Annotated in this window: 10 protein-coding genes; 7 read left to right on the top strand and 3 right to left on the bottom strand. The window is 66.8% G+C overall.

Annotated elements, in window-relative coordinates:
* Positions 1–33: 33 nt before the first annotated feature.
* Positions 34–1,539 carry an alpha/beta hydrolase domain-containing protein gene (locus ABD785_RS06680; protein WP_344823321.1) on the bottom strand — a complete coding sequence of 502 codons (1,506 nt, stop codon included), beginning with the start codon at positions 1,537–1,539 and terminating at the stop codon, positions 34–36.
* A 236-nt stretch (positions 1,540–1,775) separates the two neighbouring features.
* A complete protein-coding gene (locus ABD785_RS06675) occupies positions 1,776–2,210 on the bottom strand; it encodes an ATP-binding protein (protein WP_344823319.1) in 435 nt (144 codons plus the stop codon).
* 253 nt (positions 2,211–2,463) lie between these two features.
* Between ABD785_RS06675 and ABD785_RS06670 the strand changes: the two genes are divergently transcribed.
* The 4 genes from ABD785_RS06670 to ABD785_RS06655 all read left to right on the top strand — a co-directional run bounded on the left by ABD785_RS06670 (position 2,464) and on the right by ABD785_RS06655 (position 7,587).
* The gene (locus tag ABD785_RS06670; protein WP_486303541.1) at positions 2,464–3,186 is read left to right on the top strand and encodes a DUF5753 domain-containing protein; all 723 of its coding nucleotides are present in this window, start codon (positions 2,464–2,466) and stop codon (positions 3,184–3,186) included.
* On the top strand, positions 3,177–3,371 hold the full coding sequence (locus tag ABD785_RS06665; RefSeq protein ID WP_344823313.1) for a DUF397 domain-containing protein: 195 nt from the start codon (positions 3,177–3,179) through the stop codon (positions 3,369–3,371). The genes ABD785_RS06670 and ABD785_RS06665 overlap by 10 nt, the downstream gene beginning before the upstream one ends.
* A gap of 153 nt (positions 3,372–3,524) precedes the next feature.
* Positions 3,525–4,442, top strand: coding sequence for an HNH endonuclease (locus ABD785_RS06660; RefSeq protein WP_344823311.1), 918 nt, complete (start codon positions 3,525–3,527; stop codon positions 4,440–4,442).
* Between the two features lie 40 nt (positions 4,443–4,482).
* Positions 4,483–7,587, top strand: a complete 3,105-nt coding sequence (locus ABD785_RS06655) for a DEAD/DEAH box helicase (RefSeq protein WP_344823308.1) — start codon at positions 4,483–4,485, stop codon at positions 7,585–7,587.
* Here ABD785_RS06655 and ABD785_RS06650 read toward each other — a convergent pair.
* Positions 7,584–8,291, bottom strand: coding sequence for a class I SAM-dependent methyltransferase (locus ABD785_RS06650; RefSeq protein WP_344823305.1), 708 nt, complete (start codon positions 8,289–8,291; stop codon positions 7,584–7,586). The two genes, ABD785_RS06655 and ABD785_RS06650, sit on opposite strands and share 4 nt — an antisense overlap.
* Positions 8,292–8,506: 215 nt before the next feature.
* Between ABD785_RS06650 and mfd the strand changes: the two genes are divergently transcribed.
* Genes mfd through ABD785_RS06635 form a run of 3 tightly spaced genes read left to right on the top strand, consistent with a single transcriptional unit; the run spans position 8,507 to position 13,500 of the window.
* Positions 8,507–12,010 carry a transcription-repair coupling factor gene (gene mfd, locus ABD785_RS06645; RefSeq protein ID WP_344823302.1) on the top strand — a complete coding sequence of 1,168 codons (3,504 nt, stop codon included), beginning with the start codon at positions 8,507–8,509 and terminating at the stop codon, positions 12,008–12,010.
* Between the two features lie 3 nt (positions 12,011–12,013).
* Entirely contained in the window at positions 12,014–12,601 is a 588-nt protein-coding gene (locus ABD785_RS06640; protein ID WP_344823300.1) for a SurA N-terminal domain-containing protein, read from the top strand.
* Positions 12,598–13,500, top strand: a complete 903-nt coding sequence (locus ABD785_RS06635) for a nucleoside triphosphate pyrophosphohydrolase (protein WP_344823298.1) — start codon at positions 12,598–12,600, stop codon at positions 13,498–13,500. The genes ABD785_RS06640 and ABD785_RS06635 overlap by 4 nt, the downstream gene beginning before the upstream one ends.
* The last annotated feature ends 54 nt before the right edge of the window (positions 13,501–13,554 follow it).

Raw genomic sequence — 13,554 nt, 5'->3', positions numbered from 1 at the left:
TCCGGAACCCGGACCCGGCCGCTCCCCTCCTCGTCAGGACCCGATGGGCGAGTCCTGCGCCGCCGCGACGATCGTGGCGGCGTCCTCGGGCAGCAGGTATCCGGCGGCGACGGCCGACTCGGCGGCCGCCCTGACCTTCCCGACATAACCGGCGTGCGTGGGGTAGAGCACCGTCAGATCGGGCTCGGCGTCGCGAGGCGTCGCCGGGTCGGACGGGTCCCCGGCGTCGTGCCGGTCCCACGGATCGGCGTCCCCGTTCCAGGGATCGCGCGCCCCGTAGAGCCCGCAGAACACCCCGCCCCCGCTCGTGTCGCGCTGCCCGGTGAGCGTCCGCGTCGGGACGGCCACATCCGGCAGCCGGACGCCCCCCGCCACCAGCCCGGTCGCGGGATCCCGCCGGTTGGTGTCCACGACGGGCGCACTCGGCGGCCGCGCCCCGCCCCGAGCCCATGAGGCGAGATGCCGCAGCGCGACGTTCATCGAGTAGTGTCCCGGCCCGTCGTTGAACGGCGCCGATCCGGCGGCACAGTCGGGCCCGGGCGCGGCGTCCCCGGCCGACCGGATCACCGTCGGCTGCCCCGTGTCGTAGGCCCACTGATCCCCGTGCGAGGTCCCCGCCAGCTCCCAGTGGACGATCTTCGACGTGTCGGCCTGACGCGCCGCGGAGGCCCCCGGCACGTCGGTCTCGGTCAGCACCACGAAGACCGGTGCCGACAGATCCGTCCGGATCCGTGATGGATTGGGCATGAACAGCACCCCCGCCAGGCTCCCGCTGATCGGCGCCCCCACCGCGCTGTTGCTGTGGATCATGAACCCGTCATAGACCCGCGCCACCGGGTGCACCGCGTTGGCATAGGTCGTCATGAAGCCGGCCGACTGGGACTCCCCGTCCGCCAGTACCGTCCTGACCTGCAGACCACCCAGCGGATCGGGCCCGTTCGGCGTCCGCAGCGCCTGCCCCGCCTGCGAGAAGATGTCGTAGGAGAACGCGTCACCGGGATGGTTGAGCGACCCGTACCTGCTGGGATCCCATCCCTTCAGCCCTTTGATCTCCCCGAGCCCGCCCTCGACCCCCACACTCTGCGCCGACACCCCCACCCACGCGTATCCCTGCCGCAGGAGTTCTTCCCGGGCGAACCAGTAGTCGGGCGACAGCTCGATCTGCCCACTGACGTTCAGCCACTCGACGACGACCGTCCCGTTGAACTTCGCGGGATCCACGGGCCTTCGGACCAGCATCCGGCTCTTGTAGGCGGCTCTTCCCGTGGGGAGCACGCTCCAGCGACCGTCGGAGCCCCAGATGCCGAGCTTCGAATAGCTGGTGGCCGTCCCCGAGAAGAAGAACTCCTTCTCGCTGTAGCCGAGCGAGCCGAGATCCTCGGCCGCCGCCAGGAAGGGGAAGCCACGGTTCCCCGCGGTCGGTGAGCTGATCACCGGATTGGCGGCGGCGGCCGTCGCGGCGGGTGGGACCGCGGCGACCGTCGCAGAGACCAGCGCCGCTCCGAACAATGATCGGATGAAGATACGACCTGAACGCATCGTGCACCTCCGTGCGCAAGGGGGACGGAGCGCTCAGTGTCCGCGCCCGCCCGGCCCTCGCCATCCGGCATTCCACCAGCCCCGGAGAATCCACCGGGAGGCACGTTCCACACCCAGGGCCAAAGGTCTTCGCCTCCGGCTCAGGCCCCCTCACTGGGGCTTCGCCCCAGACCCCGGCGAGGGGCAAGCCCCTCGCGCTCCCCCAAAGACCATGCACGGGGAAGGGAGGCAGTTCCTCATGCGGCGATATCCGGAGGCCAATCGCTTTTGATGGCGAACCACATGGCCTTTCCGTGAGGCGTGATGTCGCAGCCATGATCGTCCGTATAGCACGCGATGAGGAGCATGCCTCTGCCGGAGGTGTCGAATTGGTCGGCACAGCGGAGCACGGGAACGATGGGCGAATTGTCATGCACCTCGACCATCAGCATCTCCCCGGACCGGTTGATCGCGACCATGAGCGTGTCTCCCTCGGGACCACCGGAGTGGCAGACCACGTTGGTGACGAGCTCCGACACGGCGAGCTTGGCGGAATCGATGACCTCCTCCGAGATCGTCCAGATGCGCCCGACCGTCTCCACCAGATCGCGAGCCTCTTTCGAGGCGATCGCGCGAACTGGGATGCGCAACTTGCCTAGCTGGGTACCGTCCGGTCGCCCTTGATCTGCCATCGAAAATCGCCCCTCGCGGTCTTTCCGTTTGTCCAGGCACATCGTCTATCGCCGGTTCATACTCGGGGTAGCGAAATGGGTGCGGAGCGGATAACCCTGCAAGGGGCGTGACGGCCCTCGGAAAACCCCGGAAAACGATGGCTAACGCAGAGTGAGGAGATTTCTCCTGATGGCCAGGCCCCCGAAACCTCTTGACCCCGGCAGCTCAGGTCTGGCTCTGTTCGGCGCTGCCCTGCGAAACGCGAGGATGGCGGTGGGGGAGACCCTCGCCGGGCTGGGCGTGAAGATCAACTACTCCACATCGACCATAGGAGATGTCGAACGCGGAGAGTCACGATGCGAACGTGACCTCGCCGAGCGCTCGGACGAGCAGTTGAATACCGGCGGGATGCTGGCCCTGCTCTGGGATCACCTCGTGAAGGACAGCCTGTACCGACCGTGGTTCGTCAAATGGCCGGGGATCGAAGAGAAGGCGACGCTGATCCGCACGTTCCAGCCCCTCCTGATCCACGGCCTCTTGCAGACCGAGGAGTACGCCCGTGCCCTGCTCTACGGCAACGAGAACGACGTCGCGGCGCGCATGCTCCGGCAATCCATCCTCACCAGGGGGAACCCCGCACCACCCTTTCTCGTCGTCGTGATCGACGAGGGGGTCCTGTGGCGTCAGGTAGGCGAGCCGAAGGTCATGCATAGCCAGCTCATGCACCTTGTGACCTCCGTTTCCGACCGTCTCAGCGTGCAGGTCGTCCCCAGCGGCGTGGTCCACCCGGGGAACGTGGGGGCGTTCGTGATGGCTACCCTGGAGGACCGCAGCGAAGTGGTTTACCGGGAAGCTGCTCCCAACGGAATCATCAGCAGCTCGAAAGACGACCTCGTGAAACTCAACGAATCGTTCGAGGTCATCCGAGGAAAAGCCCTCCCCGTGGACATGTCGCTCGATCTGATCAGAAGAACAGCAGAGGAAAAATGGACCTGACCAACGCGACCTGGCGCAAGGCGACCCGCAGCGGCTCCAACGGTGGCGACTGCGTCGAGGTCACCGGAGTCACCAGCGGCGTCATCGCCATCCGAGACAGCAAGCACCCCGAGTCCGGACACCTCACCCTCTCCCGCACTAGATTCCACGCGTTCACAAAGCACCTCAAGACCACAGGCCACTGACGTCCTCGTGGAGACGTCCTTACTCCTGACGCCTCGGCCCCATCGGCCCGGCCGCGACCCCACCGAGGGGCTGCCAGCTACCCGGCGCGTTCCATCCCTGGACCGAACCGCCCGGCTGTATCGCTCTCCGCGCGGCTCCGGTACAACTCAAGAGTGATCAGTGTTGTTGAGGCGGATTTCAGCGCTCGCCTTCGCGCCGCCGCGATGGTATGGCTAGACCGGCGCTGCACCCCAGATAATCCCGTGGTCAGCCGCGACGAACTTATGAACTTCCAGTTTGACGGCCACCGCATCGCGCTCCTCGACTACTCCCGAGGCATCCGCAAGCCCGCGAACATGTCCGTTGCGCTATCGATCGTCACGACGTTCACACCAGAAAACCAACGTGCCCCCTACGAGGACGCTCCAGGCCCGGACGGCCTGCTCCGCTACAAGTACCAGGGCGACAATCCCGAGCAATGGGACAACGTCTCGCTCCGCAGGGCGCATCAACTGAACATCCCCCTCATCTGGTTCTACGGCGTTGCCCCGGGCCTCTATCTGCCGCGCTACCCCGTTTGGATCGTTGCGGACGAGCCCGAGCAGCTCCAATGCGCGGTAGCCATGGACGAAGAGCAACAGGCCATCGCAGCCTTGGGTATCTCTGCCCCGCAACGCCGGTACGTGGAACGGATGACGCGGCAGCGCATGCATCAGCCGGTCTTCAGGGAGCGGGTGATCCATGCTTATGCGACGTCGTGCACCATCTGCAGTCTTCGCCACGCCTCTCTGCTGGACGCTGCCCATATCCTTCCCGACGCTCACCCCGATGGTGTTCCTTCGGTCACCAACGGACTGGCTCTCTGCAAGATCCACCACGCTGCCTACGACCAGAACATCCTGGGCATCCGGCCGGACTACAAGGTCGAAATCCGTCACGACATCCTTGCCGAGATCGACGGCCCCATGCTCCGCCATGGCCTTCAAGAAATGCAGGGCGCGACGATCACCCTGCCCCATGTCCGCGCAGAACGTCCCAATCGCGAGGCCCTCGCCCACCGCTACGCGGTCTTCCAGGCGGCAACGGCCTGAATCATCCGTGAATGTCAGTGCTAACGGCTAGGTTTGTCGAGTGGCCGATCTTGCAGCGGGGATTTACGAGCAACTGGTGACTGAGGGTCTGCACAAGCGTCTCAGCGCGTTTGAGACTGATCTTGTGCATCGGCAAGAGCTCGATGAATCAGAGTCAGGCAGCGTGCTGTCTCAGCATCTCGCCGGCCTCATCGCGAGAGCGCTAAGCATCGCTGGGCAAGGGCAAGAGGACGTGGTCGGCGCCCAGGTAGAAGCGGCGAACCGGATCGCCGACGCCATCGCTACCGTCGTCGCCGAGTCCGTTCAACCCGATGACTTGGTGGCAAAAAGCCAAGATCAACTGATGGAGATCGCCGCAGAGCGGATGCCAGACAACTCGGTACCGCGGCGTGAACGACCGGACATCCCACTGTCCTCAACGGCCCTGCTGGTTAACGGTCGAGACCAACCGAAAATCGGTCCCGAGGTCATCAAGGAGTTGGCCTCCGCCGATCAAGTGGAACTGCTGTGCGCCTTCCTCAAGTGGCACGGACTCCGGCTCATCGAAGACGCGCTCAGCGAGTTCCTTGAGCGCGGAGGCAAGCTCCGCGTCATCACCACGACCTACATGGGCGCGACGGAGAAGCGGGCCATTGACCGTCTGGTCGAGATGGGCGTTGAGGTCCGTATCTCTTACGACACCAGGAGGACTCGGCTCCACGCGAAAGCATGGCTCTTCCGTCGAGGCTCCAGGCTAGACACGGCCTACGTGGGCTCGTCCAACCTGTCCCGAGCCGCGATGCTTGACGGTCTGGAATGGAATGTTCGGCTGGCCAGGGCAGAGCAGGCCCACCTGATCGATACTTTCGCTGCGACCTTCGAGGAGTACTGGAACGACCCCTCGTTCGAGGCTTATGACCCCGATCGTGACGGCGACCGGCTGGCCCAAGCACTGACCCTGAGCGGCAGCTCAGGGGTGAACGTCCCCCTGGTGCTCGCGAATATCGACGTGAACCCCTACGGCTACCAGCAGGAGATCCTCGACGAACTGCAGGCTGCACGTCTGGAGCACGGGCACTGGCGGAACCTGGCCGTCATGGCTACGGGAACAGGCAAGACGATTGTTGCCGCGCTCGACTACAAGAGGCTTCGCCAACAGGGCAAGGTCAACTCGCTGCTTTTTGTCGCCCATACCAAGCAGATCCTCACCCAGAGCTTGCAAACCTTCCGCATGGTTCTCAAAGAGGAGTCCTTCGGTGAACTCTTCGTCGATGGAGAGCGACCGAGCGAGTGGAAGCACGTCTTCGCCTCCATCCAGTCGCTGAACGGGCTGAGCGACCTCAACCCCGACCGGTTCGACATGGTGATCATCGATGAGTTCCACCATGCCGCCGCGAAGACCTACGCCAAGCTGCTTGATCATCTTGAGCCAAGAGTCCTTCTCGGCCTCACGGCAACCCCGGAGCGCACGGACGGCGAATCTATCCTCCGCTGGTTCGACGGTGGACGTCCGACGGTCGAGTTGCGACTGTGGGAAGCGCTAGAGCAGGGGCTCCTGGTCCCCTTCCACTACTTCGGAATCAACGACAACGTGGATCTTTCGCATGTGTCATGGCGTCGCGGAACCGGCTATGACCTGCGAGAACTGGAGAACCTCTATACGGGACTGGATACCCGAGTCAATCTGATCATCAATTCGCTGAAGAAGAAGCTCGGAAACCTGAGCGAGATGAAGACGGTGGGCTTCTGCGTCAGCATCAAGCATGCCGAATACATGGCAGACAGGTTCAACCGCAAGGGGATCGCCGCTCGGGCCGTGACCTCGGCCATGAGTACAGAGCACCGTGAGCAGGCGCTCAGGGAACTCCGCGATGGCACTCTCAAAGCCGTCTTCTCCGTGGACCTCTTCAACGAGGGCGTCGACGTTCCCGCCATCAATACCGTGCTCTTCCTGCGGCCGACCAACAGCGCGACGGTCTTCCTCCAGCAGCTGGGACGAGGTCTCCGGATCACCGAAGATAAGCCCGTTCTCACGGTCTTGGACTTCGTAGGGCACCAGCGCAAAGAGTTCCGCTTCGACCGTCAGCTACGCGCGCTCACCGGACTACCCCGAGGTGAGCTGGCGGCTGCCGTTCAGGATGGTTTCCCGACCCTTCCGGCTGGCTGCGCTATCGACCTTGATCGCGAGGTCAGCAAGGCGGTGCTGGAGAGCATCAAGCAGTCACTTGGCTTCAAGCTGACCGAAGCCGTCGGAGATCTGAAGAGCCTCGGTGATCCTTCGTTGGCGGACTTCCTTACCAGGACAGGCCGCGAGCTCGAAGATCTCTACGGAGGGAGCCGCGGTGGCTGGGCGCGGATACGGCGCGAAGCGGGACTCGATGAACGCATCCCAACGGACCCTCGCGAAGACGACGCCATCGGCCGAGCCTTCAGTCGCATACTGCACATCGACGACAGGGAGCGCTTGGGATATCTGCGTCAGATCCTGTCGGTGGAGGAGCCGCCCCGGCTTTCACCCTCCAGTCCGGGAGAACGCCGTCTTTTGGCGATGCTGCACGCGTCGATCGACAGCAACCGTCCGCTCAGCGAACTAGAGGCCAACCTTGCCCGGCTGTGGGCGCTCCCTGCGCGTCGGGAAGAGCTTCTAGAGATCACGGGAATCCTGTCCGACCGCATCCACCGGGTGGCTCCGATCGTTGACGAGATCGCGCATCTGCCTCTCCGCTTGCACGCTCGCTACAGCAAGGATGAACTGCTCTCGGCCTTCGGGGTAGAGAAGCCGCGATCCTGGGTGGCAGGCGTTCGCTGGGTCGAGGAGGAGAGCGCTGACCTGTTCATGGTCACTATCAACAAGTCGGGCAAGGGCTTCAAGCCGTCAACGATGTACAACGACCGTGCGATCACCCCGACGCTCTTCCAGTGGGAGAGCCAGGGCGTCACGCGAGAAGCGTCCCGCGATGGTCAGCGTTACATCAACCACGCCAACCGTGGATCGACCGTCCACCTTTTCCTGCGCGAGACCAAGGCGGGAGCCCCACCCTTCCTCTACGCAGGGCCCATGACCTACCGCTCGCATGAGGGCGAGCAGCCCATGCGCATCCTCTGGGACCTGCATCACCCGCTGCCGGGTGACGTCTTCCACTACGCCAAGGTCACTGCTGGCTAGATGATGCGGGCGAAGCGGTTCTCGGGCTTGCGGACCACCAGGACGATGTCGCTGTGGGCCGCCGTGTAGCGGCCACCCGTCAGGGCCGCGGTAAGGCGGGCAGTGGCCGCCACAGGAGTGCTCCGCGGAGGACGGGTCGTGTGGGCTTCGGCGATGACCAGGCCTCGCATGAGGCACCAGGTGCGGATGCCGTCGAGGGAAGTGACCGGCTCGAAGGTGGTGGGTGGGGTGCTGTGGACCGGGTCGCCGAGGAGGGCTCGGAGCCAGCGGGGGAGGAGGCGGCGGATGAGGCCGTAGGCGCTGTCGCGGTCGGTGAAGCGGATCAGCAGGAGGCCGCCGGGCTTGAGGGCGGCGACCATGCGGTCGAGGACGAGTTCGGCGTTGGTGATGCGCTCGATGAGGGAGTCGGCGTGGACCACGTCGAAGGCGCGGGGGGGCAGGGGGGCGTTGCGGAGGTCGCCCAGGTGCCAGCTGTGCAGGTCGGTGCGGTCCAGGGTGTGGGCGCGCAGGGCCGGGGTGTCGACGTCGATGCCGGTGACGTGGCGGTCGAGGTCGTCGGGGAGGGCGAGGCCGGGGCCGCGGCCGCAGCCCGCCTCCAGGATGGCGACCCTGGTGAGGCCCTTGTCCTGGGCGTGCATGCGGACTCGCGCGGCGAACAGGTCGCCTTCGAGGACCGGGCGGTTCCTTACAGAAAGCTCAGTCATGCTTCCGCAGCGTAGCCAGCGGTGGGCGGGGTGTCCGGTATTTGCTCTTTCTTGACTTGATCCTCGCTGGAGACTGGGGAAGGCACCGGGGAAGGGCGGGTGTTGATGTCGGGGAAGGGGGTGGCCGCGTAGGCTGGTCCCACCGCCCCCGGAGACGCGTGAATTCGGGGGTTTTGGGCTGCGCTGAGCAGGTTCTGCTCGCTGGGGGAATGACGATGACGCTCGCTGCTCTGCTGGACACCGCACTCACCGACAGGGCGCTGAAACACGCCCTGGACGAGGGCGAGACCACCGGCGGCACCACCCTGGTCGGGCCGCCGTCGCTGCGGCCGATCCTCGCGGGCGTGCTCTCCCGGACGGCCATCGAGGGCGCCACGATCCTCGCGATCACCGCCACCGGGCGCGAGGCCGAGGACCTCACCTCCGCGCTCACCAGCCTGCTCGACCCCGGCTCCGTCGCCCACTTCCCGGCCTGGGAGACCCTTCCGCACGAGAAGCTGTCGCCGCGCAGTGACACCGTCGGGCAGAGGCTGGCCGTCCTGCGACGCCTCAAGCATCCCGAACCGGGCGATTCCGCCTCCGGTGCGCTCAAGGTCGTCGTGACGCCCGTCCGGGCCGTCCTCCAGCCGATCGTCTCCGGGCTCGGCGATCTGGAGCCCGTCCGGCTGCGCCAGGGAGATGACGTCGAGCTCGACGAGGTCGTCGGGCGGCTGGTCGAGGCCGGGTACGACCGGGTCGACCTGGTCGAGAAGCGCGGAGAGATCGCCGTGCGGGGCGGCATCCTCGACGTCTTCCCCGCGGGCGAGCAGCACCCGCTGCGCGTCGAGTTCTGGGGCGACCAGGTCGAGGAGATCCGCTACTTCAAGGCCGCCGACCAGCGCTCCCTCGAAGTCGCCCAGGACGGCCTGTGGGCGCCGCCGTGCCGCGAGCTCCTGCTCACCCCCGAGGTCAGGCAGCGTGCCCGGGACCTCGCCGAGCAGCACCCCTCCCTCTTCGAGATCCTCGACCGGCTGGCCGAGGGCGAGGCCGTCGAGGGCATGGAGGCCTTCTCCCCGGTCCTCGCCGACCACATGGAACTCCTGCTCGACCTGCTCCCCAAGGGCAGCCGCATCCTCATCTGCGACCCCGAGCGGATCCGCTCCCGGGCCGTCGAGCTCGTCTCGACCAGCCAGGAGTTCCTGGAGGCGTCCTGGGTGAACGCCGCGGCCGGCGGGGAGGCCCCGATCGACCTCGGCGCCGCCGCCTACCAGACCCTCGAGGACGTCCACGATCGCGCCCGCGCCCTCGATCTGCCCTGGTGGCAGACCAGCCCGATCACCGGCGAGGACGACGTCGTCCTGACCGTCCACGCCGCCGAGGCCTACCGCGGCGACCGCGAGAAGATCGTCGAGGACGTCAAGCGCTGGAACGCCGACGGCTGGAAGGTCGCCCTGGTCAGCGAGGGTCAGGGCCCCGCCGCCCGGTACGTCGAGGTTCTCACCGAGGCCGGGGTCCCCGCCTCCCGCCAGGACGTCGACGGCTCCGTCCTCGCCACCACCGGCATGCTCGACCACGGCTTCATCTGGGACGCCGTCAAGCTCGTCGTCCTCACCGAGACCGACCTGTCCGGCCAGAAGTCCTCCACCAAGGACATGCGACGGATGCCGTCCCGCAGGCGCGGCGGCATCGACCCGCTCCAGCTCAGCGTCGGCGACTACGTCGTCCACGAGCAGCACGGCGTCGGGCGCTACGTCGAGATGATCTCCCGGACGGTCCAGGGCGCCACCCGCGAGTACCTGATCCTCGAGTACGCCAAGGGCGACCGGCTGTTCGTCCCCACCGACCAGCTCGAGGAGCTCACCCGCTACGTCGGCGGCGAGGCGCCGTCGCTGCACCGGCTCGGCGGCGCCGACTGGCAGAAGGCCAAGTCGCGCGCCAAGAAGGCCGTCAAGCAGATCGCTGGCGAGCTGATCCGCCTGTACAGCGCGCGGATGGCCAGTCCAGGACACGCCTTCGGACCCGACACGGTCTGGCAGCGCGAGCTCGAGGACGCCTTCCCCTACAACGAGACGCCCGACCAGCTCGCCGCGATCGACGAGGTCAAGGGCGACATGGAGAAGCCGATCCCGATGGACCGGCTGATCTGCGGCGACGTCGGCTACGGCAAGACCGAGATCGCGGTCCGGGCGGCGTTCAAGGCCATCCAGGACGGCAAGCAGGTCGCCGTTCTCGTCCCCACGACCCTCCTGGTCCAGCAGCATCTCAGCACGTTCAGCGAGCGCTTCTCCCAGTTCCCCGTCGTCGTGAAGCCGATCTCCCGCTTCCAGACCGACGCCGAGATCAAGACGACCCTCGAAGGGCTCGCCGAGGGCAAGGTCGACCTGGTCGTCGGCACGCACCGGCTGCTCAGCCCGTCGACCCGGTTCAAGAACCTGGGTCTGTGCATCATCGACGAGGAGCAGCGGTTCGGCGTCGAGCACAAGGAGGAGCTGAAGCGGCTCCGCACCCAGGTCGACGTCCTGGCGATGTCCGCGACGCCGATCCCGCGCACCCTGGAGATGGGCCTGACGGGCATCCGCGAGATGTCCACCATCCTCACCCCGCCGGAGGAGCGCCACCCGGTGCTGACCTTCGTCGGCCCCTACGACGAGAAGCAGATCGCCGCCGCCATCCGCCGTGAGCTGCTCCGCGAGGGCCAGGTGTTCTTCGTCCACAACCGGGTGAAGTCCATCAACAAGGTCGCCGCGACGCTCAAGGAGCTCGTCCCCGAGGCGCGGATCGCGACCGCCCACGGCCAGATGAACGAGCAGCAGCTCGAAGCCGTCATGGTCGACTTCTGGGAGAAGAACTACGACGTCCTGGTCGCGACCACGATCGTCGAGTCCGGCCTGGACATCCCCAACGCCAACACCCTCATCGTCGACCGCGCCGACATGTACGGGCTCTCCCAGCTCCACCAGCTCCGCGGCCGCGTCGGACGAGGCCGCGAACGCGCCTACGCCTACTTCCTCTACCCGCCGGAGAACCCGCTCACCGAGACGGCCCACGAACGGCTCGCGACCATCGCCCAGCACACCGAGATCGGCGCCGGCATGTTCGTCGCCATGAAGGACCTGGAGATCCGCGGCGCGGGCAACATCCTGGGCGCGGAGCAGTCCGGCCATGTCGCCGGGGTCGGCTTCGACCTCTACGTGCGGATGGTCGGCGAGGCCGTCCGGGAGCTCAAGGACTCCGGCGGCGAGGGCGGCGAGCAGCCGATGCCCGACACCAAGGTCGAACTCCCCATCGACGCCCACATCCCGCACGAGTACGTGCCGGGGGAGCGGCTGCGCCTGGAGGCCTACCGCCGCATCGCGGGCATCGCGGGCCCGGAGGAGATCCCGGAGGTCGTCGAGGAGCTGAAGGACCGCTTCGGTGCCCTCCCGGTCGCCGTCCTCAACCTGCTGGAGGTGGCCCGCTTCCGCGCCAAGGCCCGCAAGGCCGGCCTCACCGAGGTCGTCCTCCAGGGCAACTACGTGCGGTTCGCCACGGCCGACAAGGAAGGCGACATGCTGCCCGAGTCCCGTCAGCTCCGGCTCCAGCGCCTCTACCCCAAGAGCCTCATGAAGCCGGGACACCTGCTGATCCCGACCCCCAAGACGGGCGCCATAGGCGGCAAACCCCTCCGCGACGGAGAAATGCTCCGCTGGGCCACAGACCTCCTGGATGCGCTCTTCTTGGAACCGATCGCTAAGGTGTAGGCCGTGATCAAGATTACAGTCGCCGTTGCTGCGGTCGCCCTCGCCCTGACGGCTTGCGGTGGGCCGGTTCAGATGGGGTCCGCGGCCACCCTGGGAGACGACCGGATCAGCGACAGCACGCTGAACGAGGCGGTCAGCGACTGGCAGGACGCCTACAAGGCGAACCCGCTGCCCGCGCAGGACGTCCACCTGGCCGACCCCGCCTCCATCCGGCGCAGCGTGCTCGTCGGGCTGGTGCTGTTCCGCGTCGCGGACCAGATGGCCGACGACAACGGGATCACCGTCACCGACGCCGAGATCGACCAGGCGATCAAGGCCAACGGGGGCGAGGCCGAGGTCACCCGGGCCGCGCTGGGCCAGGGCGTCTCGCCCGAGCACACCCGCGACTTCCTCAAGTACGTGCTCGTCAACCAGAAGATCGCGGCCGGGTCGACCAGCCAGGAGGAGGCCGACCAGAAGACGGCCGCCGCCCGCAAGAAGGCGCTCGGCGAGCTCGACATCAAGCTGAACCCGCGCTTCGGCGAGATGTCCGACGCCGGCTTCGGCGACGTCGTCACCCGGCTCTCCCGCCCCGAGACGGGCACCGCATGACCTTGGTCCTGCTGGCCACGACGCACCGGGTGGCCCCCGGGCTGCTGACCTGGCCCGCGTGGCAGCGGCTGCGGGAGGCGCGGGTGCTGACGGCGGCCGCGGACCACCCGCAGCTGCCCTACCTGCGGGACGCGGGGATCGAGATCGAGGTGGTTCCGCCGGACGCCCGCCCCGTCGTGGCCGCCGCCCGCGAGGCCGACGTGCTGTGGCTGACGGCCCCGGACGGCGACGCGGAGTTCGTCGAGCGGATCGGCGAGCTCGTCGTCGACGACCCCGTGGACGTGGAGATCGTGCACGGCTCCTACGACCTGCCCGGCGCCCGCCTCCTGGACGTCGTGGCGGTCATGGCCAAGCTGCGCACCGACTGCCCGTGGGACCGCAAGCAGACCCACGAGACGCTGATCCCCTACCTGATCGAGGAGACCTACGAGACGGCCGACGCCGTCGCGCAGGGCGACCACGTCTCGTTGCAGGAGGAGCTCGGCGACGTCCTGATGCAGGTCGCCTTCCACTCGGTCGTGGCCTCCGAGCGCGAGGACGGCTTCACCATCGACGACGTGGCCGCGGGCATCGTGGAGAAGCTCGTCCGCCGCCACCCGCACGTGTTCGCGGGCCTCGACGTCGAGGGGGCCGACGAGGTCGTCGCGAACTGGGACGCGATCAAGAAGGCGGAGAAGGGCGACCGTCCGCTGCTGGGCGGGGTCCCGGACAGCCAGCCGGCCCCGCAACTCGCTGAGAATCTCGTTCGAAAGGCGCGGAAAGCGGGCGTGCCCGACGAATTGTTTGAAGGTTATGAAGAAAGGGCGGACAAGGCGAAGTCCGTCGATACCGATCTGAGGGACTGGTCTGACCGATTCCGGGCCAGGGTGCAGGCATGGGAGCGCTCTTCGCGGGGATGAGGACCCCATGCAGGACCCGCCACAGGATCCATACCCGTCTGGTTTTGCGACAAC

Origin of the sequence: Actinocorallia longicatena (assembly GCF_039534125.1) — a bacterium.
Taxonomy (GTDB): Bacteria; Actinomycetota; Actinomycetes; order Streptosporangiales; family Streptosporangiaceae; genus Actinocorallia; species Actinocorallia longicatena.
Note: the sequence above shows the minus strand (reverse complement) of the source record. Positions and strands in the feature narration are given on the sequence as shown.

Bases quoted from the DNA above. Each gene is read 5' to 3' on its own strand.
- ABD785_RS06680 (WP_344823321.1), bottom strand. From the start codon at position 1,539: ATGCGTTCAGGTCGTATCTTCATCCGATCATTGTTCGGAGCGGCGCTG.
- ABD785_RS06675 (WP_344823319.1), bottom strand. From the start codon at position 2,210: ATGGCAGATCAAGGGCGACCGGACGGTACCCAGCTAGGCAAGTTGCGC.
- ABD785_RS06665 (WP_344823313.1), top strand. From the start codon at position 3,177: ATGGACCTGACCAACGCGACCTGGCGCAAGGCGACCCGCAGCGGCTCC.
- ABD785_RS06650 (WP_344823305.1), bottom strand. From the start codon at position 8,291: ATGACTGAGCTTTCTGTAAGGAACCGCCCGGTCCTCGAAGGCGACCTG.
- mfd (WP_344823302.1), top strand. From the start codon at position 8,507: ATGACGCTCGCTGCTCTGCTGGACACCGCACTCACCGACAGGGCGCTG.
- ABD785_RS06635 (WP_344823298.1), top strand. From the start codon at position 12,598: ATGACCTTGGTCCTGCTGGCCACGACGCACCGGGTGGCCCCCGGGCTG.